Annotated in this window: 20 protein-coding genes; 8 read left to right on the top strand and 12 right to left on the bottom strand. The window is 71.4% G+C overall.

The window, feature by feature from the left end:
- Nucleotides 1-10: 10 nt before the first annotated feature.
- Genes ACIRQ7_RS18755 through pdhA form a run of 3 tightly spaced genes read right to left on the bottom strand, consistent with a single transcriptional unit; the run spans nucleotide 11 to nucleotide 3,794 of the window.
- A complete protein-coding gene (locus tag ACIRQ7_RS18755; protein WP_404263625.1) occupies nucleotides 11-1,555 on the bottom strand; it encodes a dihydrolipoamide acetyltransferase family protein in 1,545 nt (514 codons plus the stop codon).
- Nucleotides 1,555-2,589: an alpha-ketoacid dehydrogenase subunit beta gene (locus tag ACIRQ7_RS18750; RefSeq protein ID WP_404263623.1), complete on the bottom strand. Its 1,035-nt coding sequence runs from the start codon at nucleotides 2,587-2,589 to the stop codon at nucleotides 1,555-1,557. Before ACIRQ7_RS18750 ends, ACIRQ7_RS18755 begins: the two co-directional genes overlap by 1 nt.
- On the bottom strand, nucleotides 2,586-3,794 hold the full coding sequence (gene pdhA, locus ACIRQ7_RS18745) for a pyruvate dehydrogenase (acetyl-transferring) E1 component subunit alpha (RefSeq protein ID WP_404263621.1): 1,209 nt from the start codon (nucleotides 3,792-3,794) through the stop codon (nucleotides 2,586-2,588). The genes ACIRQ7_RS18750 and pdhA overlap by 4 nt, the downstream gene beginning before the upstream one ends.
- A gap of 225 nt (nucleotides 3,795-4,019) precedes the next feature.
- Here pdhA and ACIRQ7_RS18740 point away from each other — a divergent pair, with 225 nt between their 5' ends.
- A complete protein-coding gene (locus ACIRQ7_RS18740; protein WP_401464213.1) occupies nucleotides 4,020-4,535 on the top strand; it encodes an Lrp/AsnC family transcriptional regulator in 516 nt (171 codons plus the stop codon).
- A 36-nt stretch (nucleotides 4,536-4,571) separates the two neighbouring features.
- Here ACIRQ7_RS18740 and ACIRQ7_RS18735 read toward each other — a convergent pair whose 3' ends face one another.
- Entirely contained in the window at nucleotides 4,572-5,162 is a 591-nt protein-coding gene (locus ACIRQ7_RS18735) for a TetR/AcrR family transcriptional regulator (RefSeq protein WP_401464215.1), read from the bottom strand.
- 2 nt (nucleotides 5,163-5,164) lie between these two features.
- Nucleotides 5,165-6,685: a 3-hydroxyacyl-CoA dehydrogenase gene (locus ACIRQ7_RS18730; RefSeq protein ID WP_404263618.1), complete on the bottom strand. Its 1,521-nt coding sequence runs from the start codon at nucleotides 6,683-6,685 to the stop codon at nucleotides 5,165-5,167.
- Nucleotides 6,686-6,881: 196 nt separating this feature from the next.
- Here ACIRQ7_RS18730 and paaN point away from each other — a divergent pair, with 196 nt between their 5' ends.
- The gene (gene paaN / locus ACIRQ7_RS18725) at nucleotides 6,882-8,564 is read left to right on the top strand and encodes a phenylacetic acid degradation protein PaaN (RefSeq protein ID WP_404263616.1); all 1,683 of its coding nucleotides are present in this window, start codon (nucleotides 6,882-6,884) and stop codon (nucleotides 8,562-8,564) included.
- 115 nt (nucleotides 8,565-8,679) lie between these two features.
- Here the strand turns inward: paaN and ACIRQ7_RS18720 are convergent, their stop codons facing one another.
- The 3 genes from ACIRQ7_RS18720 to ACIRQ7_RS18710 are packed head-to-tail and all read right to left on the bottom strand — an operon-like array spanning nucleotide 8,680 to nucleotide 11,515.
- Nucleotides 8,680-9,378, bottom strand: a complete 699-nt coding sequence (locus ACIRQ7_RS18720) for a TrmH family RNA methyltransferase (RefSeq protein ID WP_404263923.1) — start codon at nucleotides 9,376-9,378, stop codon at nucleotides 8,680-8,682.
- Nucleotides 9,379-9,434: 56 nt separating this feature from the next.
- The gene (locus tag ACIRQ7_RS18715; protein ID WP_404263614.1) at nucleotides 9,435-10,847 is read right to left on the bottom strand and encodes an HTTM domain-containing protein; all 1,413 of its coding nucleotides are present in this window, start codon (nucleotides 10,845-10,847) and stop codon (nucleotides 9,435-9,437) included.
- Entirely contained in the window at nucleotides 10,844-11,515 is a 672-nt protein-coding gene (locus tag ACIRQ7_RS18710) for a DUF5819 family protein (protein WP_403674453.1), read from the bottom strand. The genes ACIRQ7_RS18715 and ACIRQ7_RS18710 overlap by 4 nt, the downstream gene beginning before the upstream one ends.
- 167 nt (nucleotides 11,516-11,682) lie before the next feature.
- On the opposite strand from ACIRQ7_RS18710, the gene paaA reads away from it, so the two are divergent.
- The 6 genes from paaA (at nucleotide 11,683) to ACIRQ7_RS18680 (ending at nucleotide 17,137) form a co-directional block, all read left to right on the top strand.
- Nucleotides 11,683-12,660, top strand: coding sequence for a 1,2-phenylacetyl-CoA epoxidase subunit PaaA (gene paaA, locus ACIRQ7_RS18705; RefSeq protein ID WP_404263611.1), 978 nt, complete (start codon nucleotides 11,683-11,685; stop codon nucleotides 12,658-12,660).
- Nucleotides 12,657-12,986 (top strand): 1,2-phenylacetyl-CoA epoxidase subunit PaaB, encoded by a 330-nt coding sequence (gene paaB, locus ACIRQ7_RS18700; protein WP_401464229.1) that lies wholly within the window; start codon nucleotides 12,657-12,659, stop codon nucleotides 12,984-12,986. Before paaA ends, paaB begins: the two co-directional genes overlap by 4 nt.
- Nucleotides 12,986-13,699 (top strand): 1,2-phenylacetyl-CoA epoxidase subunit PaaC, encoded by a 714-nt coding sequence (gene paaC / locus ACIRQ7_RS18695; RefSeq protein ID WP_404263609.1) that lies wholly within the window; start codon nucleotides 12,986-12,988, stop codon nucleotides 13,697-13,699. Before paaB ends, paaC begins: the two co-directional genes overlap by 1 nt.
- Nucleotides 13,693-14,190, top strand: a complete 498-nt coding sequence (gene paaD / locus ACIRQ7_RS18690; RefSeq protein WP_404263607.1) for a 1,2-phenylacetyl-CoA epoxidase subunit PaaD — start codon at nucleotides 13,693-13,695, stop codon at nucleotides 14,188-14,190. The genes paaC and paaD overlap by 7 nt, the downstream gene beginning before the upstream one ends.
- Nucleotides 14,190-15,239, top strand: coding sequence for a 1,2-phenylacetyl-CoA epoxidase subunit PaaE (gene paaE / locus ACIRQ7_RS18685; RefSeq protein WP_404263605.1), 1,050 nt, complete (start codon nucleotides 14,190-14,192; stop codon nucleotides 15,237-15,239). The genes paaD and paaE overlap by 1 nt, the downstream gene beginning before the upstream one ends.
- 764 nt (nucleotides 15,240-16,003) lie before the next feature.
- Complete coding sequence (locus tag ACIRQ7_RS18680) at nucleotides 16,004-17,137, top strand: acyl-CoA dehydrogenase family protein (RefSeq protein WP_404263603.1); 1,134 nt, start codon at nucleotides 16,004-16,006, stop codon at nucleotides 17,135-17,137.
- A gap of 226 nt (nucleotides 17,138-17,363) precedes the next feature.
- Here ACIRQ7_RS18680 and ACIRQ7_RS18675 read toward each other — a convergent pair whose 3' ends face one another.
- The 4 genes from ACIRQ7_RS18675 to ACIRQ7_RS18660 form a co-directional block, all read right to left on the bottom strand.
- On the bottom strand, nucleotides 17,364-17,693 hold the full coding sequence (locus ACIRQ7_RS18675) for a rhodanese-like domain-containing protein (protein WP_401464238.1): 330 nt from the start codon (nucleotides 17,691-17,693) through the stop codon (nucleotides 17,364-17,366).
- A gap of 25 nt (nucleotides 17,694-17,718) precedes the next feature.
- Nucleotides 17,719-18,669, bottom strand: a complete 951-nt coding sequence (locus ACIRQ7_RS18670) for a hypothetical protein (protein WP_404263601.1) — start codon at nucleotides 18,667-18,669, stop codon at nucleotides 17,719-17,721.
- 804 nt (nucleotides 18,670-19,473) lie between these two features.
- Nucleotides 19,474-20,907 carry a DUF2252 domain-containing protein gene (locus tag ACIRQ7_RS18665; RefSeq protein ID WP_404263600.1) on the bottom strand — a complete coding sequence of 478 codons (1,434 nt, stop codon included), beginning with the start codon at nucleotides 20,905-20,907 and terminating at the stop codon, nucleotides 19,474-19,476.
- Nucleotides 20,908-21,400: 493 nt separating this feature from the next.
- Nucleotides 21,401-22,747: an ABC transporter permease gene (locus tag ACIRQ7_RS18660; protein ID WP_404263598.1), complete on the bottom strand. Its 1,347-nt coding sequence runs from the start codon at nucleotides 22,745-22,747 to the stop codon at nucleotides 21,401-21,403.
- Between the last annotated feature and the right edge of the window lie 9 nt (nucleotides 22,748-22,756).

The following is a 22,756-nucleotide window of genomic DNA, read 5'->3' as shown; positions in this document are numbered from 1 at the left end:
CCGGCGCACCTCACAGCCCCCGCAGCAACACCGCCGGCTGTTCCACGCAGTCGGCCACGTACCGCAGGAAGCCGCCCGCCGTACCGCCGTCGCACACCCGGTGGTCGAAGGTGAACGACAGCTGGACGACCTGCCGGACGGCCAACTCGCCGTTGTGCACCCAGGGCTTGGCGGCTATCCGTCCGACTCCGAGCATCGCGGCCTCGGGGTGGTTGAGGATCGGCGTGGAACCGTCGACCCCGAAGACGCCGTAGTTGTTCAGGGTGAAGGTGCCGTGCGTCATCTCGGCCAGGGACAGCCCGCCGGAACGGGCGGTTTCGGTGAGCCGGGCGATCTCGGCGGACAGCTGCTCGACCGTCAGGGCCTGCGCGTCCCGCAGCACCGGCACCACCAGGCCGCGCTCCGTCTGCGCCGCGAAGCCCAGATGGACGGCCGGCAGCCGGACGATCTCCTGGGACTCGGTGTCGACGGTGGCGTTGAGCTCCGGGAACCGTGCGAGCGCGGCCGTGGAGATCCTGGCCAGGAGCGCGAACAGCGACACCTTGGGCGCACCGGGGACGTTCATCGCCCTGCGGGCGGCGAGGAGTTCGGTCGCGTCGGCGTCCACCCAGCAGGTCGCGTCGGGGATCTCGCGACGGCTGCGGGTGAACTTCTCGGCGGCGGCGCCCCGCATCCCCCGCAGCGGTATGCGCTCCTCTTCCGTCACGGCCGCCGTGACGGAAGGAACCGTCCCACCGGCTCCGGCTCCGGCACCGACGGCGGTGGCGGGCCCGACGGCGCCGCCCGCCTGCTCGGCAGCCGCCGGCGCCGCCCCGCGTTCCCGCAGAGCCCGCTCGACGTCCGTACGGAGGATCAGCCCGTCCCGCCCGGAACCCGTCAACTCGCGCAGGTCCAGGCCGTTCTCCCGCGCCATCCGACGCACCAGCGGGGAGATCACGGCGACCGCATGGCCCGTGCCGGCGCTCTCCGCGGGCTCAGGTGGCCGCGGCACCCCCGGCACGGTCGCGGGGGCGTCTCCGGGGCCGTTCGCCTGACCGCCCTCGGGACCGTTCGGCGTGCCCTTCCCGGGGCCATTTCCGGGGCCGTGCCCGGGGCCGCTGCCCGGACGGATCCTGCGCCGGCGCGCCGCCGAGGCACTCGTCCCGTAGCCGACCAGCACATTCCCCGAACCGGCGTCCGGCCCGTCCGCGTCACCCGCGTCGTCCGCGCCCACCGCAGCGGCCGCCCCGGCGTGCGGCCCGGCCTCGGCACCGGCACGACCGACGCCGCCCGAACCGTCCACCTCCGCGTCGGCCAGGTCCTCCGGTGCCGCGCCCACCGCGACCGTCACCAGCGGTGCGCCCACCGGGACCTCGGCGCCTTCCTTGCCGAAGCGGGCGGTCACCACGCCTCCGTAGGGGCAGGGCACCTCCACCATGGCCTTGGCCGTCTCGACCTCCACCACCGGCTGGTCGATGGCCACCACCTCACCGACCTCGACCATCCAGTGCACGATCGTCGCCTCGGTGAGGCCCTCCCCCAGGTCGGGCAGGGTGAATTCGCGGACCACGGCCATCACACACCACGTCCCTCGGTCCAGTCCGACTCCCACTGGAGGCGGGCGACAGTGTCCAGAATCCGGTCCACGCCCGGGAGGTGGTGCCGCTCCAGCATCGGCGGCGGATACGGGATGTCGAAGCCGGCGACGCGCAGCACCGGCGCCTCCAGGTGGTGGAAGCACCGCTCCGTGATCCGTGCGGCGATCTCGCCACCGGGGCCGCCGAACCCGGTGGACTCGTGGACGACCACCGCCCGGCCCGTACGCCGCACGGACGCGCAGACCGTCTCGTCGTCGAACGGCACCAGCGACCGCAGGTCGAGAACTTCCAGGTCCCAGCCCTCTGCGCGGGCCGCTTCGGCGGCCTCCATGCAGACGGGCAGGGACGGCCCGTAGGTGATCAGCGTGGCGCTGGTGCCGCGGCGCCGGATCTCGGCGCGGCCTATCGGGGCGACCGGTGTGGGCGCGTCGGGCGACCAGTCGGCCTTGGACCAGTACAGGCGCTTGGGTTCGAGGAAGACGACCGGGTCGTCGGAGGCGATGGCGGCACGCAGCAGTCCGTACGCGTCCTCGACGGTTGCCGGGGTGACGACCTGGAGGCCGGGCGTGGCGAGGTAGTACGCCTCGGAGGAGTCGCTGTGGTGCTCGACCCCGCCGATACCGCCGCCGTACGGGATGCGGATGGTCAGCGGCATCGGGACGGCACCGCGGGTGCGGTTGCGCATCCGCGCGACATGGCTGATCAGCTGCTCGAACGCCGGGTAGGCGAACGCGTCGAACTGCATCTCGACGACCGGCCGCAGACCGTACATGGCCATGCCGACCGCGGTGCCGAGGATGCCGGCCTCGGCGAGCGGGGTGTCGGTGCAGCGGTCCTCGCCGAATTCCTTGGCCAGCCCGTCGGTGACCCGGAAGACGCCGCCCAGGGCGCCGACGTCCTCGCCCATGACATGGACGGACGGGTCCTCGGCCAGGGCGTCGTGCAGCGCGCGTGTCAGCGCCTGCGCCATGGTGGCGGGCTTCCGCGCAGTGGCGGGAGCGGTGGTGGTCATGGTCGGGCCCCCCGGGTGGTCTCCGCTGCGGCGGTCTCTTCGGTGTTGCCGGCGGATTCGGCGTGGCCGGCGGCTTCGGCGTCCAGTTCAGCACGCAACTGCGCTGCTTGCTCACGGAGTTGACCGGTCCGGTCGGCGTATACGTGGGTGAACAGGTCCATCGGGTCCAGCTGCGGCTCGGCGTTCATCCGCTCCCGCAGGTCGGCCGCCAGCTCCTCGGCGCCGTCCCGGGTGGTGCTGACGAACGCGTCGGAGAGCAGGTCGCGGGAGGCCAGTTCGCGCTCCAGGAGAACTATCGGGTCGTGCGCCCGCCAGGTCTCGACCTCGGAATCGGCGCGGTAGCGGGTGGCGTCGTCGGCGTTGGTGTGGGCCTCGACGCGGTAGGTGACGGCCTCGATCAGGGTGGGGCCGCCGCCCCTGCGGGCCCGCTGCACGGCTTCGGTGAGGACCTCGTGCATCGCGGGTGCGTCATTGCCGTCCACCAGGCGGCCCGGCATGCCGTAACCGACCGCCTTGTGGGCGAGTGACGGGGCGGCCGACTGCTTGGCGAGCGGGACGGAGATCGCGAAGCCGTTGTTCTGCACCAGGAAGACCACCGGCGCCTGCCAGACGGCGGCGAAATTCAGCGCCTCGTGGAAGTCTCCCTCGCTGGTGCCGCCGTCGCCGACCATCGCCAGGGCCACCACGTCGTCGCCCTTGAGGCGGGCGGCGTGCGCCAGGCCCACCGCATGCGGCAGCTGGGTGGCGAGCGGAGTGCACAACGGGGCGATGCGGTGCTCGTGCGGGTCGTATCCGGTGTGCCAGTCGCCCCTCAGGAGGGTCAGCGCCTGCACGGGATCGAGGCCGCGCGCCACTGCGGCGAGGGTGTCGCGATAGCTGGGGAAGAGCCAGTCGCGGTCCTCCAGGGCCAGCGCGGCGGCGACCTCGCTCGCCTCCTGTCCGGTGGAGGACGGGTAGACCGCGAGCCGGCCCTGCCGGGTGAGGGCCGTGGCCTGGGCGTTGAAGCGGCGGCCGCGCACCAGCTGGGCGTACAGCCGGGTCAGCAGATCCGGGTCGATGCGGCGGGCGGCATCCGTCCCCAGGAGGCGGTACGGCTCCGGATCGGGCAGGAGGGGCGCCGGATCGACGCGCGGCCGCCACGCGGGCGGGGGGCCGGGCAGGCCGCTCTTGTTCCTGCTGCTGCCGGGCTGCTCAAGGACCGTCATGACGAGCACCTCCTCGAATCGAAGGGGTGGCGCGGGAGCGCCTCATAGGGGTGGTGGGGCGGGCGCGGATGGGCAGGATGGACATGGCCGGGGCGGGTAAGCCCTTCCCTACCGATTGTTCGGTCGCCGAGGCAATTTGGCTACAGGCGGGTTCAGCCTGTGGACAAACGGTTCTCCACAGCTTCAGATGAAGTCAGGGTGTCCACAACGGGGAGGCGGGACCATATGCCGGACGAACAGATGGCCAATCCCGGCGGGTCGCCGCCGGCCTCCGAGGCGCAGCTGCCGACCGCGCGCCCGCTGGACACCATCGACCGCTCGATCCTGCGCATGCTGCAGACCGACGGGCGCGCCTCGATACGCTCCGTCGCCGAACGGGTGCACGTCTCGCGCGCCAATGCCTACGCCCGCATCAACCGGCTGCTGGACGACGGCGTCATACGCGGCTTCAGCGCCCGGGTGGATCAGGAACGCGCAGGTCAGGGCGCCTCGGCGTATATCACCCTGAAGATCGTGCAGAACTCCTGGCGGACCGTGCGGCAGCAGCTCACCGCGCTCCCGGGAGCCACCCACATCGCGCTGGTCAGCGGCGATTTCGACGTGCTGCTGCTGGTGCACACCAAGGACAACCGCGAGCTGCGGGAGCTGGTCCTCACCCGTATCCAGTCGATCCCGGAAGTGCTCAGCACCCGCACCCTGCTGGTCTTCGAGGAGACCGATCTCGGGCCGGAGCAGCTGTAGCGGCAGCCGTACGCGGGAGGCCCTCCGCGCCCCGGGTCAGGTCTTGCGCAGGCCCGCGAACGCCGTACGCACCACGGCCTCGGCCACTTCGTCGCGGCTGGCCGCGCCACCGCGGCCGGGGCGGTACCACTCGACGATCGAGTTGATCATTCCGAAGAGCAGCCGGGTGGCCAGCCGGATGTCGACATCGGCCCGCAGGTCGCCGTCGGCCGCGGACCGCTTGAGCAGGTCGGAGACCCGCTGGTCGAACTCGCGCCGGCGCTCCATGGCCCACCGCTCGGTGTCCGTGTTCCCGCGCACCCGCAGCAGCAGCGTCACATACGGCAGCTCGTCCATCAGCACCTCGGCCTCGCGCCGGGTGACGTACTCCAGCCGCTCGATCGCCCGCCCCTCGACCGCGCCCGGCTCGTCCAGGACGCCGAACAACCCGTCCAGGGCACGGCTTATCGCGCGGCGCAGCAGCTCTTCCTTGCTGCGCACGTGGTGGTAGATCGAGGACTTGGAGATCCCGGCCGCCTTGGAGAGATGCTCCATGGAGGTGCCGTCGTACCCGCGCTCGATGAACACCTCGACGGCGACCGCGAGCAGCGAATCGGGCGTGTAGGTGTCGCGCTTGGCCATGGTCATGATTAGAGCACCTGTTCCTGGAGGTCCGCACGGTGCCTCAGAGCCCAGGACGGCGCGTAACGCCCGCCGGCCATCCGGTGGTGCAGGGAATCCAGCAGATCCCGCACCCACCGGGCGCCGAGCCGGTCGGCCCACTCCATCGGGCCGCCGGGGTAATTCACCCCCAGCCGCATCGCGGTGTCGATGTCCTCGGGGGTGGCCACCTCCCGCTCCGCGGCGTCGACGGCGAAGTCCACGATCATCGCGACCGTACGGGCGACGATCATGCCCGGTGCGTCGCGGATCAGGCTGACCTGTTTGCCGAGCGCCTGGAAGAGTCCGACGGCCTCCGCGACGTCCGCCTCGGACGCGGCCCGGGAGGCGGTGAGGGCGATCCGGGTCGCGGCACGGTAGTCGAGCGACAGATCGAAGCGGAGGTACCTGCCGGCGGCGTCGCTCGTCGCCGGACGGCCGTTGGTCATGGCCAGACGCGCCCCACCGGGGAGCCGGATGAAGCCCTCGGACTCCCCCGGCGTGCGCTCGTCGGTGATCTTGATGCCGGCTTCCCCGATCAGCTCGCACAGCACCCGGGAGGGGCCGGCGAGCGCGTCCTGGATGCCGACGGCCTCCGGCGCCGGGCAGGGCGCGGCGGTGTGCGGCAGCGGCCGCTCGGCGCCCTCGGAGTAGTCGAACCAGCCGCGCCCGGACTTGCGGCCGTGCAGCCCCGACTCCACCAGCCGCCGCTGCGCCAGGGAGGGGGTGAACTTCGGATCCTGGAAAAAGGCCTGCCACACGGAGTGGGTGACGGCTTCGTTCACGTCCTGGCCGATGAGGTCGGTCAGTTCGAAGGGCCCCATCTTGAACCCGGAGCCCTCGCGCAGCACGGCATCGATGGTGGCCGGATCCGCAACCCGCTCCTCATGGGCGCGCAGTGCCTCGGCGTAATAGGGGCGGGCGATGCGGTTGACGAGGAAACCTGGGGTGTCCGCGCAGCGCACCGGCGTCTTGCCCCAGGCTTCCGCCGTCCCGTACGCGGTGCGGGCGGTGGCCTCCTCGGTGGCGAAGCCACTGACGACCTCGACCAGGGGGAGCAGCGGCGCGGGGTTGAAGAAGTGCATGCCCACACAGCGGCCGGGGTGACGCAGCGGGCCCGCGACGGCGGTCACGGAGAGGGAGGAGGTGTTGGTGGCCAGCAGGCAGTCGGCTCCGACGACGCGCTCCAGGGCGGTGAAGAGCTCCTGCTTGGCGGGGAGTTGTTCCAGGATCGCCTCGATGACCAGGGCGGCGTCGGCGAGGTCGGCGAGCGTGGCGGCGGGGGAGAGGCGGACGCGGGCGGCGTCCCGCTCGGGCGCCGCTATCCGGCCTTTTTCGACGAGCCGATCCAGCCGTCGCACGATGGCCGCGGCGGCCTCTTCGGCCCGCCCGGGAGCGGCGTCGTAGAGGCGCACGCGGTGGCCGGCGACCAGCGCCACCTGCGCGATTCCCTGCCCCATGGTGCCGGTGCCCACCACTGCCACGGTGCTGCTGGTCTCGATTGCCGTCATGCCGACTGATCCTCCCCGACCGACTTGTCCACAGGTTCGCCGGACCCTCTTGCCCCGACCGATCGTTCGGTTACTCTAACTCCGTTGCCCCTTTCCTTCCCAGCCCGCGCCCCTTCCCTCAGCCCCTTCTCCGCTCTCATCCGCACCCGCATCCGACATCCGCTCTCCGCCCGGCTCGACGAGGAGTTGGTCATCGATGGCCGCCGAAATGACCGCAGCGCAGTTGGTCGAGAAGCACCGCCCGACCCTCGATCAGGCGCTGGAGACGATCCGCACCCGCGCCTATTGGTCCCCGCACCCGGAGCACCCGAAGGCGTACGGCGAGAGTGCCGCTCCCGACGGCGTGGCCGCCTTCGAGGCGCGGCGCGGCAAGCGCTTCCCGCTCGACCAGCCGGGCACGGACGACTGGACCGGCGAGGAAGTGTCGCCCTACGGCCCGGAGTTGGGCATCAGCTATCCGCATCCGGATGTGGACGTGCTGCTGCCCGCCATGGGTGCCACCATCCCCGCCTGGCGGGCGGCCGGTCCCGAGGCGCGGGCGGCGGTGTGCCTGGAGATCCTGGCCCGGATCAGCGCGCGTACCCATGAGTTCGCCCAGGCCGTGATGCACACCAGCGGCCAGGCCTTCATGATGGCGTTCCAGGCGGGCGGCCCGCACGCCCAGGACCGCGGCCTGGAGGCGGTGGCGTATGCGTACGCCGAGCAGGCCCGCATCCCCGGGCAGGCCCCCTGGTCGAAGCCGCAGGGCAAGCGCGACCCGCTGGAGCTGACCAAGAGCTTCACCGCCGTGCCGCGCGGCGTCGCCCTGATGATCGGCTGCAACACCTTCCCGACGTGGAACGGCTATCCGGGCCTCTTCGCCTCGCTGGCCACCGGCAATCCGGTCCTGGTCAAGCCGCACCCGCGGGCGGTGCTGCCGCTGGCGCTGACGGTCGAGGTCGCGCGCGAGGTGCTCACCGAGGCCGGTTTCCCGGCCGACCTGGTGTGCCTGGCCGTGGACAAGCCGGGCGAGGGCCTCGCCAAGACGCTGGCCGTCCGCCCCGAGGTCCGCATCATCGACTACACCGGCTCGACCGCCTTCGGCGACTGGCTGGAGACGCACGCCCGGCAGGCGCAGGTCTTCACCGAGAAGGCCGGCGTCAACACCGTCGTCATCGACTCGACGGACAACTACAAGGGCATGCTCAGCAACCTCGCCTTCTCGCTGTCGGTCTACAGCGGTCAGATGTGCACCACACCGCAGAATCTGCTGATCCCGCGCGGCGGCATCGACACGGACGCCGGCCCGAAGTCGTACGACGAGGTGGTCAGCGATCTGGCGGGCGCGGTCAGCGGACTGCTGGGCGATGACGCGCGGGCCAACGCCCTGCTGGGCGCGATCGTCAACCCACAGGTCAAGGAGCGGATCGAGGCCGCTTCCGGGATCGGGGAGGTGGCGTTGGCGTCCCGCGAGGTCGCCAACCCCGAGTTCCCCGGGGCCACGGTCCGTACGCCGGTGATCGTCAAGCTGGACGGCGCGAAACCGGAGGACGAGGCGGCCTATCTGTCGGAGTGCTTCGGCCCGGTGTCCTTCGCGGTGGCCGTCGACTCCTCGGCCGACGCGGTGGAGCTGCTGCGCCGTACGGTCCGCGACAAGGGCGCCATGACCGTCGGCGGGTACTCCACCTCCGCCGAGGTGGAGCGCCTGATCGAGGACGCCTGCCTGGCCGAGTGCGCCCAGCTGTCGATGAATCTGACCGGCGGGGTCTATGTGAACCAGACCGCGGCCTTCTCCGATTTCCACGGCTCCGGCGGCAACCCCGCGGCCAACGCGGCGCTGTGCGACGGCGCGTTCGTGGCGAACCGCTTCCGCACGGTGGAGGTACGCCGCCAGGCGTGAGGCGTGCGGCGCGGCGGGACTCCGGGTGCGCCCGGGGTCCCGCCGCTCCGCTCCTTCAGCTCAGGTCCCGAACCCAGGTCCCAGAACGTCAGGCCCAGATTCTCAGGCACCGGCCTCAGGGAGCGCCGGGCGCCTCGATGTGCGCATGGCGGCCGATCCAGGCGTGCATCGCGATGGCCGCCGCGGCGCCCGCGTTGATCGACCGCGTCGAGCCGAACTGCGCGATCGAGCACACCAACGAGGCATGGCGACGCGCCTCCTCGGTCAGCCCCGGCCCCTCCTGGCCGAACAGCAGCACACAGCGGCGCGGCAGTTCCGTCGTCTCCAGGGGGACGGCTCCGGGGAGGTTGTCGATCCCGATGATCGGCAGGTCCTCGGCTGCCGCCCAGGCGGTGAGGTCCTCGGTGTCCGGGTGGTGGCGGACGTGCTGATAGCGGTCGGTCACCATCGCGCCACGGCGGTTCCAGCGGCGCTGCCCGACGATATGGATCTCCTTGGCCAGGAACGCGTTCGCAGTCCGTACCACCGAGCCGATGTTGAAGTCGTGGCCCCAGTTCTCGACGGCGACATGGAAGTCGTGCCGTCGGGTGTCGAGATCGGCGACGATCGCCTCGCGCGTCCAGTAGCGGTAGTGGTCGACGACATTGCGCCGGTCACCGTGCGCGAGCAGCTCGGGGTCGTAGCGGTCGCCCTGAGGCCAGGGCTCGGGATGCGGACCGACGCCGACCTTGGGGCCGAAGCCCTCGTCGTACTGCGCCGGCTCCGCTGCGTCCGGCTGCGCGCCGGCGGGGACGTCGGGGCCCCCGCCGGGCATGGTGTTCTCGTCCCCGGGGGCGGTCCGCTCGCCGCCCGGGGCGGTGTTCTCGCTGCTCACCCCACGAGCGTATGGCCCCCGCCACCGCCCTGCGTACGGGCCTCCGGTTCACCACCGCCCGGTCCGTCGGCCGGACCCGCGGAACCACCGCGCGACAAGAGCCGGCCGCGCAGCCCGGATGCCCGCGCCGAGAGCCAGATCAGGAAGTTCGTCGGCAGGAAGACCGCGTCGGCCGCGATCATCGCGAGCGAGAAGAACGGCAGCCCGAGCAGGAACGCGATCGAGAGGTGTTCGCAGATCATCGCGACCAGCAGCACGTTCTTCAGCCGCCGGTTGAAGAGGGTGAAGGGGAAGGCGACCTGCACGATCACCGTTCCGTAGGTCACCAGCATGACGATCAGCCCGTTGCTGCCCATCAGCTGGGACAGCTCCGGCCAGGGGGAGAAGTAGTCCAGATGCATCGGGTAGAAGACCGCGGTGCCGTCCTGCCAGCGCGAGCCCTGGATCTTGTACCAGCCGGCGGTGGCGTAGATCAGACAGACCTCGACCATGATCACCAGCAGTGCGCCGTTGTGCGCCAGCTTGGCGAGGGTGTCCAGGACCGTCCGCGGCTCTCCCGGTGCGTACCGGCGCGCCGCCCACCACAGGCCGTGCGCCGCCCATAGGCCCCAGAACGTCAGGCTCCAGCCGATGTGCGGGAACGGTCCGTCGCCGAACCACGTGAGGCCGTAGCTGCCGCGCAGCTGGGCGATGGCCAGCCCGAGGCCGAGCACGGCCCACAGAATGACGCCGGGCAGGTCACGGTCGGGGGCCTTGGGGGCGGTCGCGGCGGCACGCTCGGCATCGCCCTCGGCCTGCGCGTCCGGCGCCGCGGCGGCCGAGGCCCGCTTCGCGCGGCGCGCGTCCAGCGACCACACCTGCCCGCACCGGGTCAGCACGAGATACATCGACATCAGGTGGATGACGTTGTCGCCGCCGTCCCCGATGAAGACGCTGCGGTTCTGCAGCGAGAGCACGCCCACCATGAAGAGCACCGACATCGTGCGGGTGCGCCAGCCCAGCATCAGCAGCGCGGCGGAGACGATGGCCAGCAGGTAGACGCATTCGAACCAGCCGTTGCCGTCCGACCACGGCAGCACGGTCAACGCGTGGTTGCCGTCGAGGAGTTGGCGGGCCATGTCCAGGCTCCAGGCACCGTCGGGCCCGTAGAGGGCCCTGCGGTGGGGCCATTCCCGCAGCAGGAACAGCAGCCAGGTGGCGGAGAAGCCGATCCGGATCACGGCGGTCTGGTACGGCGCCATCGCCCGGCTGGTGGCGCGCGCGAAGCCGCGCCCGATGGCGCGCTCGATCCGGGTCTCCTGGTAGGGCGCCGGGCTCTCGGCAGGGGTGGGGCTTCCGGAGGAGGACCGGCTCTCGGAGGAGTGGGCCTGCTGTGGCACGTCGGGCCGCTGCGGCGTCGGTGACGTCACTGGTTCGTCGCCCCCTTGGGCAGGTCGTCTGCGGTGACCGGCCACCAGGGCAGTACGCGGTACGCGGGCTTGGTGCTGATCTTCTCCGGGCTCCACGACGGCGGGCGGACAGCCGTCGTCATCGAGCGGACCTGGATGCGGTCCACGCGGTCGCCGTCCTTGGCCCACTCGCCGCTCAGCCGGCCGGTCACGATGCGCCGGATGTAGCGATCGGACAGCTCGCCGCGCACGCCGACGGCGCGGTTCTGCGCGTCGTGCGAGTTGACGAAGAACTCCCAGCCGCGGCGCAGCTGATTCTGCTGGGTGTGGCTGGGAAGCGGGTTGTGGAGGATGGCCTGCCCGTCACGGGCGCTCAGGCCCGTCCAGCCCGTGGTCCGGGTCTCACCGCTCGGGCTGCGCAGCTGCGCGCGGGCCTGGACGGCGATGTTCTGCTGGAGGGGGTTCGGTGCGAACAGCTTCCAGTTCTGCTCGTACTCGGGAAAGACGTAATCGCCGATCAGGCCGCGCTGCTGTTTGCTGAGCGTGTTCGGCGGTGCGACGTGCAGAAACATCATGGCCAGATGTATCGCGACGACCACGGCGACGGTGCAGGCCGCCACGCCTATGACGATCCGCGAGGGCAGCGAGAGCGCGGCCAGTGGCCGCGTTTCGTCCCCGTATGACTGCATTCCCGCCCCGTTCCCAGAATCCATTCGGCTGACTCCGCCACGGAACCGTACCTAGGCGGCACCACCGGGCACACCCTCCCCCGAGTTATCCACAGGCTTGACACCCGCCGTCCGCCCACTCACCATTGAACCGAACGATCGGTCGGTCGGGAGCGAGGGGGCACCACATGACGACGATCGCGCCGGAAGAAACGGCCCAGGAGGCCGTTTTCGACGCCACCGTGGCCGCGGACGAGCGCATCGAACCGCGGGACTGGATGCCGGACGCCTACCGCTCATCGCTGGTGCGGCAGATCGCGCAGCACGCCCATTCCGAGATCATCGGGATGCAACCGGAGGCCAACTGGATCACCCGTGCGCCCTCGCTGCGCCGCAAGGCGATCCTCATGGCCAAGGTGCAGGACGAAGCCGGCCACGGCCTGTACCTCTACAGCGCCGCCGAGACCCTCGGCACCAGCCGCGACGAACTGCTCGACAAGCTGCACTCCGGCCGCCAGAAGTACTCCTCGATCTTCAACTACCCGACCCTGACCTGGGCCGACGTCGGCGCCATCGGCTGGCTGGTGGACGGCGCCGCGATCACCAACCAAGTCCCGCTGTGCCGCTGTTCGTACGGCCCCTACGCCCGCGCCATGGTCCGCGTGTGCAAGGAGGAGTCCTTCCACCAGCGCCAGGGATACGAACTCCTGCTGGCGCTCAGCCGCGGCACCGAGGCCCAGCACGCCATGGCGCAGGACGCGGTCGACCGCTGGTGGTGGCCATCGCTGATGATGTTCGGCCCGCCGGACGACGAATCGGCGCACTCCGCTCAGTCCATGGCCTGGAAGATCAAGCGCCACTCCAACGACGAGCTGCGCCAGCGCTTCGTGGACATCTGCGTGCCCCAGGCCGAAGCCCTCGGACTCACCCTCCCGGACCCCGATCTGACGTGGAACGACGAGCGCGGCCACTGGGACTCCGGCCCGATCGACTGGGACGAGTTCCGCGAGGTGCTCAAGGGCAACGGCCCGTGCAACGACGAGCGCATCAGCCGCCGCCGCGCGGCGCACGAGGCCGGCGCCTGGGTGCGCGAAGCAGCCGCCGCGCACGCGGAAAAGCAGGCAACCGCGCAGGGGACCACACAGCGAAAGGCGACGGCCCGATGACGACACCACGGCCCACGGAGGCCTCCGCGGGGACGGCCGGGCGGACCACCGACTGGCCGCTGTGGGAGGTCTTCGTACGCAGCCGGCGCGGCCTGTCCCACACCCACGCCGGCAGCCTGCACGCGCCGGACGCCGAGATGGCGCTGCGCAACGCCCGCGATCTGTACACCCGCCGCTCGGAAGGCATCTCCCTCTGGGTGGTGCCCTCCGCCCAGATCACCGCCTCCTCCCCGGACGAGAAGGACTCCTTCTTCGAACCGGCCGGCGACAAGCCCTACCGCCACCCGACCTTCTACGAAATCCCGGACGGGGTGCAGCACCTTTGATGAACGTCACGGTCACCCCGGCCATGGCCCTCGGGGACGACGCGCTGATCCTCTCCCACCGCCTGGGCGAGTGGGCGGGCAACGCCCCGGTCCTGGAGGAGGAGGTGGCGCTGGCCAACATCGCGCTGGACCTGCTCGGCCAGGCCCGCATCCTGCTCTCCCTGGCGGGCGACGAGGACGAGCTGGCGTATCTGCGCGAGGAACGGCAGTTCCGCAACCTCCAGCTCGTCGAGCAGCCCAACGGCGACTTCGCGCACACCATCGCCCGCCAGCTCTACTTCTCCACCCACCAGGAGCTGCTGTTCGGCCACCTCGCCACCGGCGACAGCGCATTGGCCCCACTGGCAGCGAAGGCCGTCAAGGAGATCTCCTACCACCGCGACCACGCCCAGCAGTGGACGCTCCGCCTGGGTGACGGCACCGACGAGAGCCACGCCCGGATGCAGCGCGGCCTGGACTCCCTCTGGCGCTTCACCGGCGAACTCTTCGAGCCGGTGGACGGCCTGGACGTCCCCTGGGCCGCCCTGCACGGCGAATGGACGACGCGCATCACCGCCGTCCTGGGCCGCGCCACCCTCACCGTCCCCGAGGGCCCGCAGCGCGGCGCCTGGACCGCCGGAGCCGGGCGGCAGGGGCTGCACACCGAACCGTTCGGACGGATGCTCGCCGAGATGCAGCATCTGCACCGCAGCCACCCGGGGGCGACATGGTGACCACCACCGCCCTGGAGGAGGAGCTGCGCGCGCTGGCCGGCGCCGTTCCCGACCCCGAGCTGCCGGTCATCAGCCTCGCCGAGCTCGGCGTGCTGCGCGGTGTGCGGCTGACCGCTCCCGACCGGGTCGAGGTACAGCTCACGCCCACATACACCGGCTGCCCCGCCATCGAGGCGATGTCGGCCGACATCGAGCGGGTGCTGCACGACCACGGCATGGCCGAGGTCGAGGTCCGCACGGTCCTCAGCCCGCCATGGACCACCGACGCCATCACCGCCGAGGGCCGCCGGAAGCTCGCCGAATTCGGCATCGCCCCGCCGCGCCCCACCGGCCCGGCCGGCGGACCGGTCGCCGTCGACCTCGCGATCCGCTGCCCGAACTGCGGATCGACGGACACCACCCTGCTCAGCCGGTTCTCCTCCACCGCGTGCAAGGCGCTGCGCCGCTGTGAGAGCTGCCGTGAACCCTTCGACCATTTCAAGGAGTTGTGATGTTCCACCCGCTCCGGGTCAGGGAGATCGAACGGCTCACGGACGACGCGGTGGCCGTCACCTTCGACGTGCCGCCCGAACTGCACGCCACCTTCCGGCACATCCCCGGGCAGCACATCGCGCTGCGCAGGACCGTCGACGGCCAGGAGATCCGGCGGACGTACTCCCTCTGCACCCCGGCCACCGACGAGCCGGTGCTGCGGGTGGGCATCCGCCTGGTCGAGGACGGCGCGTTCTCCACCTACGCCCTCAAGGAGCTGCTGGCCGGCGACACCGTCGAGGTCATGGCACCGGCCGGCCGGTTCACCCTGGAGCCGCGGGCCGGCCACTTCGTGGGAATCGTCGGCGGCAGCGGGATCACCCCCGTGCTCTCCATCGTCTCCACACTCCTCGCCCGGCAGCCGGACGCCCGTTTCTGCCTGATCCGCAGTGACCGCACGGCCGCCTCGGCGATGTTCCTGGAGGAGGTGGCCGACCTCAAGGACCGCTATCCGCAACGGTTCCAGCTGGTGCACACCCTCTCCCGCGAGGAGCAGCAGGCCGGCCTCCCGTCCGGCCGCCTCGACGAGGAACGGCTGCGCTCGCTCCTGCCCGCGCTGCTGCCGGTCGAGTCGGTGGACGGCTGGTTCCTGTGCGGCCCGTACGGCCTCGTCCAGGGAGCCGAGCGGGCGCTGCGGGCCCTGAAGGTGCCCCGCGACCGGATCCACGAAGAGATCTTCCACGTCGACAACGGCGGCACGTCCGCACCGGCGTTCCCGGCCGTCACTCCCGCACACAGCACGGTCACCGCGACCCTCGACGGCCGGTCCGGCAGCTGGCCGGTGCAGGACGGCGAATCGGTGCTGGAGGCGGTGCTGCGCAACCGCGCGGACGCGCCATACGCCTGCAAGGGCGGGGTGTGCGGCACCTGCCGCGCCTTCCTGGTCTCGGGCGAGATACGGATGGACCGCAACTTCGCCCTGGAGGCGGAAGAGGTAGACGCCGGGTACGTGCTGGCCTGCCAGTCACACCCGGTCACCGAAAAGGTCGAGGTGGACTTCGACCGCTGAGCAATGGGGGGCGGTCTTGGCCGCCGTCTTGGCCGCCGTCTTGGTCGCCGTCTTGGTCGCCGTCTTGGTCTTGGTCTCTGTCTCTGTCTACGGCTACGGCTACGGCTACGGCTACGGCTACGGCTACGGCTACGGCTACGGCTACGGCTTAGGTCTAGCTGAGGCCCCTGCCTGGGTGCGGTCCGGGCAGGGCGTAGGCGGGCCGGGGTGCGGCCGGGTTCTTAGCTGGGCCAGGGCCGCCGCCAGACCCAGTCGGTAGGTGGTGGGGCCTGCTGCGGTCGGGCCCGTTGGGCGGTCGGGTCGTCGGCAATCGACGCGGCGGGCCGGGCCGTCCGGGCCCGAAGAACGTCGGCCACCTCACAGCGGACCGGTCGGCCGACGTGGGAGACCGTCAATCACCGCAGCGGGATGGCGGTGGGCCACCGAGCCGCGGCCGACCACCGGTCCCGGCGGGGCCACGGGGCACGGGGCCCCTCTCTGGCATCCGTGGCGAGGCTGTATCCGCCCGGGGCGGGCAGGCCGGGCCCCGTACGATGCCGGGCCCACTCCCCCTGCTAGCCGTAGCACCAGCCGAGCCGGGCCCGGAATGCCGCCCCGTCCCCCCTTAGCCCCGCCTCGTCCCACCCCGCCCGGCCCCGCCCGGCCCTGCCTCCGCTACGGCACCCCTCTGCGACCATTCCCCCGTCGGCGCCATTCCCAATTCCTGCAACCTGTTCTACCTTGACGCTTCGTCAGCTCGATGGGCCGCGTGGGAGGACAGACCAGTGGACTTCACCTTCACCGAGGAGCAGCAGGCCGCCGTAGAGGCGGCGAAGGCCGTCTTCTCGGGAGTAGCCCCCGATAGCGTGCCCAGCCCGGCGCTCACCCCCGGCGCCGTCGCCGACGACTTCGACCGCACGCTGTGGCACCAGCTCGCCGAGGGTGACCTGCTCAGCCTGCTGATCGCGCCCGAACACGGCGGGGCCGGCCTGGACCCGATCGCGCTCCTCCTCGTACTGCGCGAATCGGCAAAGGTCCTCGCGCGGATCCCGCTGCTGGAGAACAGCTCCGCCGCGTTCACCGTCCAGCGGTACGCCACCGAAGAGCTACGGGCCGAGGTGCTGCCGCAGATGGCCCGCGGCGACCTGGTCGTCACCGTTGCCGCCAGCGGCCGTACGGGCCACGAACCGGCCGAACTCTCCGTGGAGGCCCGCCAGGAGGGCGCCGACTGGATCCTCGACGGCACCCAGACCGCCGTCCCCTGGGCCGGCATCGCCGACCGGATCCTGCTCCCCGCCCATGCCCCCGACGGCCACGCCGTTCTCGCCCTCGTCCCCCGCACCCATCCCGGCATCGCGCTCGACGATCAGGTCTCCACCAGCGGGGAACGCCTGGCCGAGGTCCGCCTGGATTCCGTACGCATCGGAGCCCGGGAAATGATCACCGACCCCGCCGCGTGGGAATCGCTGCGCCACGTCCTCACCACCGGTACCTGCGCGCTCGCCCTGGGGCTGGGTGAGCGAGTCCTCGCTATGACCAGCGACTACACGGGCACACGCGAGCAGTTCGGGTTTCCCGTGGCCACCTTCCAGGCGGTCGCCGTCCAGACCGCCGACCGGTTCATCGACCTGCGCGCGATGGAAGCCACCCTCTGGCAGGCCGCCTGGCGCATCACCACCGGGGCCCCCGGCGCACTGCCGCCCGCCGGGGATGTCGCGGTCGCCAAGATCTGGGCGGCCGAGGGCGTACGCCGCGTCGTACAGACCGCCCAGCATCTGCACGGGGGCTTCGGCGCGGACACCGACTATCCGCTGCACCGCTACCACGCCTGGGCCAAGCAGCTCGAACTGTCCCTGGGCCCCGCCGCAGCCCATGAGGAAGCCCTCGGCAACCTGCTCGCGGCACATCCGCTGAGCTGACCAGGTCAGGCCGGGGAGAAACAACCGGGGAGAGACAGCCGGGGAGCGAAGGGCAGGGCGGGGGATCGGGGGAGGAAGGCGGGGCGGTGACGTCCGAAGGCCTCCGACAACTGCCGCCCATCTGGCCGGCCCGGCAGGCGACCACCCCGTTGACCGGCCGACCGGGCGGGCGGGCGCGCCACTGCCCGCCGCCTGCCGATCACCGCTCGTCGCTTGCCGATCGCGGTCAGACGACCGTGCCCGAACCGCCCTTGCCGTCCGTCACGGGGCGGCCGGTGGCCTCCCAGGCCTGCATGCCGCCGGAGACGTTCACCGCGTCGATGCCCTGCTGAATCAGGTAATTCGCCACCTGCGCCGAACGTCCGCCGACCCGGCACAGGACATAGACCTTGCCGTCCTGGGGCGCCGCCTCGGTCAACTCGCCGTAGCGGGCGACGAATTCACTCATCGGAATGTGCAGGGCGCCCTCGGCGTGCCCCGCTTCCCACTCGTCGTTCTCCCGCACATCCAGGAGGAAGTCCTCCGACGTGAGAGCACCGACACCAACCGTGGGCAAAGAACCAGATTGCATGTCCCCGACGCTACCCGACCAGCTGGTTGAGGTACGCCTCGCGTTCCGCGACATCCGCGAGCAGCTTCTCGGCGATCTCGTCGAGCAGGGCGTCGGGGTCCTGCGGCGCCATCTTGATCATCGCGCCGATCGCGCTGTCCTCCAGCTCTGCGGCGACGGCCGCCAGCAGCTCCTTGCGCTCGGCCAGCCACTCCAGCCGCGCGTAGAGCTCCTCGCTCTCGCTGAGCCGCTGCTCGACGGGCGCCGGACCGGCCTCCCACTCGCGCGCCAGCTCGCGCAGCGCGGCCTCGTCGCCCTGGCCGTACGCCGTGTTGACCCGGGCGATGAACTCGTCGCGCCGGGCTCGTTCCTTCTCGTCGCGGGCCAGGTCGGGGTGCGCCTTGCGCACCAGGTCGCGGTAGACCTTGCGGGCGTCCTCGCTGGGCCGCACCTTCTGCGGCGGCCGCACCGGCTGCTCGGTGAGCATCGCCTGCGCCTCCGGGAACAGCCCGTCCGAACCGATCCAGCCGTGGAAAAGCTCCTCCACGTCGGGCATGGGCAGCACCGCCGCCCTCGCCTCCTTGGCCTTGGCCACGTCCTCGGGTGCGCCCGTACGCGCCGCGATGGCCTCGGCGATCTGCGCATCGAGCTCGTCCAGCCGCGCGTACATGGGGCCCAGCCGCTGGTGGTGCAGCCGGGAGAAGTTCTCCACCTCCACCCGGAAGGTCTCCACGGCGATCTCGAACTCGATCAGCGCCTGCTCAGCGGCGAGCACGGCCTTCGCCAGCCGCTGCGTCGCCGCGTCGTCGGCCGCCTGATCGTGCGCCGTGACCCGATCGCGGTCCGGGCCGACGCCCGGACCGTCGTCCGGGCCTCCGCCGTGGGCGTCCGGTGCCTGCGGGTCGGCCGGACTGTCCGGCGTGCTCGGTACGTCCGGTCGGTCCTGGCCGTCCTGCGCGTTCTCCGCGTGCGAGTTCGTCACCCGGTCAGCGTACGGCCCATGCCCGGCCCCGCTCTCCCTGGCCGCTCCCGACCTGGTGGGGCCCCCTCCCCTCCCTCCCCCCACCCTCCCCATTCCGGCCCAGGGCCGCCCAGGACCGCCCAGGTCCGCGCAGGACCATCCAGGTCCGCCCAGGACCGCCCAGGTCAATCCAGGACCGTCCAGGACCGCCAGCCTCCAGCCCCCCAAGGCCCTGGCCCCAGCACAGCCAGTGCCCCTCCAGCCCCAGGCCGGCCCAACCCGTGGCATCCAGCCACAGGCCGCCCCCAACCCGTGGCATCCACCCTCAGGCCGCCCCGACCCGTGGCATCCGGCCCCAGCCCAGTGCCCCCTCGACCACCACACCCGTTCGGTCCCCGCACCCGGTCGGCAATTCACCCTCTCGGCAACTCGCTCACGCCTCGGCCACTCACTCCGGCCTGGAGGCAACGTCGCTCCCGTCAGCCACCCAGTCCGGCCGGTTGACGACGCTCCGACCCCGCCAGCGACCCGCTCCAGCCGAAGGACAAGGCTCCACACCTCCCGCCATCCCCGCCGACCGGAAGGAGAGCACTCCGACCCCCGCCCGCACCACCTCACGACCGAGAGCGTGCACACGCTGCCCCTCGGGCTCCCCGCCCGGTCCTGGCAGGAGTCCACCCCAGACCGTCGCCCCGTCTCCGCCCTCCCGAACGTCGCTCTCAACCTCTCCCTGACCAGCGCCCCTCTCGGCCTCTCCCGAGCCGGCGGTCCTCTCGACCGTCCAGGCGCTCGCCGTCCTCTCAGCCCTCCAGGCCCTCTCCGCCCTCACACCCCCATCTCGGCCGCGATCCGACCGCTCTTCACCGCCGCGACCAGATCAGCGTGATCCGCCTCCGTACGGTCCGCGTACGCCACTGCGAACTCCGTCATCGCCTCATCCAGCGCCTCCCCCTTGCCGCAATAGCCGGCCACCACCCGCGGATCGGCGCTGTGCGCATGGGCCCGCGCCAGGAGTGCGCCGGTCATGCGTGCGTAATCGTCGAGCTGGTCGCCCGACAGTTGTGCGGGATCCACGCTGCCCTTGCGGTTCCTGAACTGCCTGACCTGGAACGGCAGCCCCTCGCCTCGCCCACTCCCGCTCCCCGCGCCCTGGGCCTCCACGCCCTGCACCGTCGTCCAGCCCAGCAGCATGTCGCTGACGACCTGCATCCGCCGCTGGCCGAGCACCACCCGGCGCCCCTCGTGGGCCACCGAAGGCACCGGGAAACCGGCCTTGGCCACGAACGGCGCCAGCGCCGAACCACGCGCCTCCTTCACCTGGAGCACCATCGGCTCACCACGGTGGTCGAGCAGCAGCACGACGTACGAGCGCAGGCCCACGCTTCCCGTTCCCACCACCCGGAAGGCCACGTCCTGAAGCTCATACCGGGCCAGCAGCGGCAGCCGATCCTCGGGGAGCGTTTCCAGATAGCCGGCCAGCGACGAGGCCACCGCCGCCGCCTCGTCGTCCGGCACCTGCCGCAGCACCGGCAAGGCGTCCACGAACCGGCGGCCGCCGTCCGGCGCCTGCTCCGTCGACTTCGCGGCGAACCGGGCGCTGGTGTTCTTGCGCGCCTTGGCGGCGACCCGCTCCAGCGTCCCGAGCAGATCCCGGGCGTCGGTGTGCGAGACCAGTGCCTCGTCGGCGATGGCGTTCCACGCCTCGGTCACCGGCAGCTTCGCCAGCAGCCGCATCGTGCGGCGATACGCACCCGCGGCGTCCCGCGCCGCCACCCGGCACTCGTCCTCACTGGCGCCCGCCTCCCGGCCCGCCAGCACCAGGGAGGCCACGAGCCGCTTGACGTCCCATTCCCACGGCCCGTACAGCGTCTCGTCGAAGTCGTTGAGGTCGATGACCAGACCACCGCGGGCGTCACCATAGAGACCGAAGTTGGCGGCGTGCGCATCGCCGCATATCTGGGCGCCGATGCCCGTCACGGGGGTATCCATCAAGTCGTACGCCATCAGGCCCGCCGATCCGCGGAGGAAGGCGAAGGGGCCGGCGGCCATGCGCCCGACCCGTATCGGTGTCAGCTCCGGCAGCCTCCCGGCGTTGGCCTCCTCGACCGCCGCGACAGCATCCGGCCGTCCGGGGGCGATCGCCAGCTCTGCCTGCCCGGATCGCGGAATCCGCGCCCGCAACCCCTTGCCCACGGCCTTGGGTGACGGCCCCTCCGACACGGCCTTCGCGAACCCCGGTACGTACGGCACACGCGACATCGCGGGCCACCTCCCCCTTCACGACCTGCACTTGTCCGGCCTCTTGGCCGATTCCGTCCCGCCTGCCCAAGACGTTACCGACCACCGTCACCGAGCGTCAGGGCCTGTGGATAACTCAACGATTCGAGGAATTTCGACTTGAGGAGTTGAGGTCTCGCAGATTCAAGGAGTCGTGCCTCACGTGCTCGTACCTCAAGTCCTCAATTCCTCAATTCCTCAAGTCCTCAAGCGAGTCAAGGAACCCAACGGAAGCAAGGGAACCAAGCAAAGCGCGGACTCGAAGTCACAAGGTCACAAGGTCACGAGGCCACGAAGCCACGAGGTCACAGGGCCTCGAAGCCACGAAGCCACGAGGTCACACGGTCTCGACGTCACGAAGCCACCCGCCATAAAGCACCCCGCCCGAGAGCCCCCGGATGGGAGAGCTCTCGGGCGAGGAGAAGGAAGAAGGAGGAAGAAGGGGGAGAAGGGGCAGCCAGTCGCCCGGCCGCGTCTACACCCCCACGGCCTCCTCCAGCTCCTCCTCCAGCTCCTCGCCCCCCGCTTCGGTCTGCTCATCAGCCGCTTCTCCCCGACGCCCCACCGACACCGCCGGAGCCGCCTCCGGGTCCGACACCCGCTCCCATGCCCGCTCCGGCACCCTCTCCGGCGCCCGCTCCGGCACGGTCGCCGCCACGGCAGCAGCCGCCACCGCCGCGGCGTTGGCCGCCGCCTTCTCCTCGGCCGCCTGCCGCCGGTTCTCGGCCATGGCAGCCACGCCGACCACCAGCAGGCCCACGACCAGCCACAACGCCAGTGTCCAGACGTGTCCGGCGAGGCCGTGGCCGTCGAAGTAGACGTGGCTACGGGTGCCTTCCACAAAGCCCGCGCCGTTCCAGAAGGAGTGCAGCGCGGCGAAGAACCCGTTCTGCATCTCCGGCCGGAAAATGCCGCCGGAAGAAGTGAAGTTGAGCATCACGAAGAGCGCCATGACCCCGAAGGTGGTCCACCGCTTGAGGAACGTGTGCAGGCCCGTGCCGATCAGCAGGATGCCGGCGGAGTACAGCCAGGCCATGCCCCACAGGCCCCACAGGCCGTGGTCGACGAGGTGGAAGACCGGCCCGGCGAAGAGCGTCCCGATGAGGCTGACCACGAAGGACGTGCCGACTGCCAGGAGCGCCCGCAGCCGCATCGGCAGCACCGCTCCGGCCCCGCCGATCACCGCGACCGAGGCGTACGAGCCGATGCTGATCGCGACCAGCAGGAAGAAGATGCCTTGTCCCGTCGGGTCGTCCTCGGCGGTCGGGGCGACATCCGTGACCTTGAGCGGTGCGCCCTGCTGGGACGCGATCGGCGTGAAGATCTTCTGCACCACGGACGCGCTGGTGTCGGACCCCGCGGTCGCCACCAGCAGTTCGGGCCCCGCCTTGGCGCCGGAGCCGCCCCCGGCCTTCGCCGCGCCCGCCGCACCGGCTCCGCCCGCGCCCGCGTCCTTCGCTCCGGCGTCCTTCGCGTTCATCACGTACGCGCCGAAGATGTCCTGGTGCTTGAGCTGGTCGATCGCCGCCGCCCGGTCGCCGACCGTCCGTACCTGCAGCTCACCGGCCGACTTGTCGTTGATCGACTGGGCGAGCAACTGCGCGCTCTGCCCCGAGCCGACGACCGCGACCGGCAGGTCGTGCGGTGCGGGGTTGGCGAACGCGCCCAAGTACGCCAGGCCCATCCCGATGCACATCAGCAGCGGGGTGACCAGGTGCGTCAGGACGTGCCGCAGCCCGGCGGCGTGCGCGGGGGCACGGCCGGAAGGCCGGGGGTCGCTTCGGTGGTCGCTTCGGTGGTCGGGACGTCGGACCGGACTCATAGGGCAGGC

It is taken from the genome of Streptomyces sp. NPDC101393, from assembly GCF_044767385.1.
Classification (GTDB): domain Bacteria; phylum Actinomycetota; class Actinomycetes; order Streptomycetales; family Streptomycetaceae; genus Streptomyces.
Note: the sequence above shows the minus strand (reverse complement) of the source record. Positions and strands in the feature narration are given on the sequence as shown.

Excerpts from the sequence above, each read along its gene's own strand:
- paaD (WP_404263607.1), top strand. The coding sequence starts at position 13,693 with ATGGTGACCACCACCGCCCTGGAGGAGGAGCTGCGCGCGCTGGCCGGC.
- ACIRQ7_RS18750 (WP_404263623.1), bottom strand. The coding sequence starts at position 2,589 with ATGACCACCACCGCTCCCGCCACTGCGCGGAAGCCCGCCACCATGGCG.
- ACIRQ7_RS18710 (WP_403674453.1), bottom strand. The coding sequence starts at position 11,515 with ATGCAGTCATACGGGGACGAAACGCGGCCACTGGCCGCGCTCTCGCTG.
- ACIRQ7_RS18735 (WP_401464215.1), bottom strand. The coding sequence starts at position 5,162 with ATGACCATGGCCAAGCGCGACACCTACACGCCCGATTCGCTGCTCGCG.
- ACIRQ7_RS18755 (WP_404263625.1), bottom strand. The coding sequence starts at position 1,555 with ATGGCCGTGGTCCGCGAATTCACCCTGCCCGACCTGGGGGAGGGCCTC.
- ACIRQ7_RS18740 (WP_401464213.1), top strand. The coding sequence starts at position 4,020 with ATGCCGGACGAACAGATGGCCAATCCCGGCGGGTCGCCGCCGGCCTCC.
- pdhA (WP_404263621.1), bottom strand. The coding sequence starts at position 3,794 with ATGACGGTCCTTGAGCAGCCCGGCAGCAGCAGGAACAAGAGCGGCCTG.
- ACIRQ7_RS18660 (WP_404263598.1), bottom strand. The coding sequence starts at position 22,747 with ATGAGTCCGGTCCGACGTCCCGACCACCGAAGCGACCACCGAAGCGAC.
- paaE (WP_404263605.1), top strand. The coding sequence starts at position 14,190 with ATGTTCCACCCGCTCCGGGTCAGGGAGATCGAACGGCTCACGGACGAC.
- ACIRQ7_RS18730 (WP_404263618.1), bottom strand. The coding sequence starts at position 6,685 with ATGACGGCAATCGAGACCAGCAGCACCGTGGCAGTGGTGGGCACCGGC.
- ACIRQ7_RS18720 (WP_404263923.1), bottom strand. The coding sequence starts at position 9,378 with ATGCCCGGCGGGGGCCCCGACGTCCCCGCCGGCGCGCAGCCGGACGCA.
- paaN (WP_404263616.1), top strand. The coding sequence starts at position 6,882 with ATGGCCGCCGAAATGACCGCAGCGCAGTTGGTCGAGAAGCACCGCCCG.
- paaB (WP_401464229.1), top strand. The coding sequence starts at position 12,657 with ATGACGACACCACGGCCCACGGAGGCCTCCGCGGGGACGGCCGGGCGG.
- paaA (WP_404263611.1), top strand. The coding sequence starts at position 11,683 with ATGACGACGATCGCGCCGGAAGAAACGGCCCAGGAGGCCGTTTTCGAC.
- ACIRQ7_RS18665 (WP_404263600.1), bottom strand. The coding sequence starts at position 20,907 with ATGTCGCGTGTGCCGTACGTACCGGGGTTCGCGAAGGCCGTGTCGGAG.
- paaC (WP_404263609.1), top strand. The coding sequence starts at position 12,986 with ATGAACGTCACGGTCACCCCGGCCATGGCCCTCGGGGACGACGCGCTG.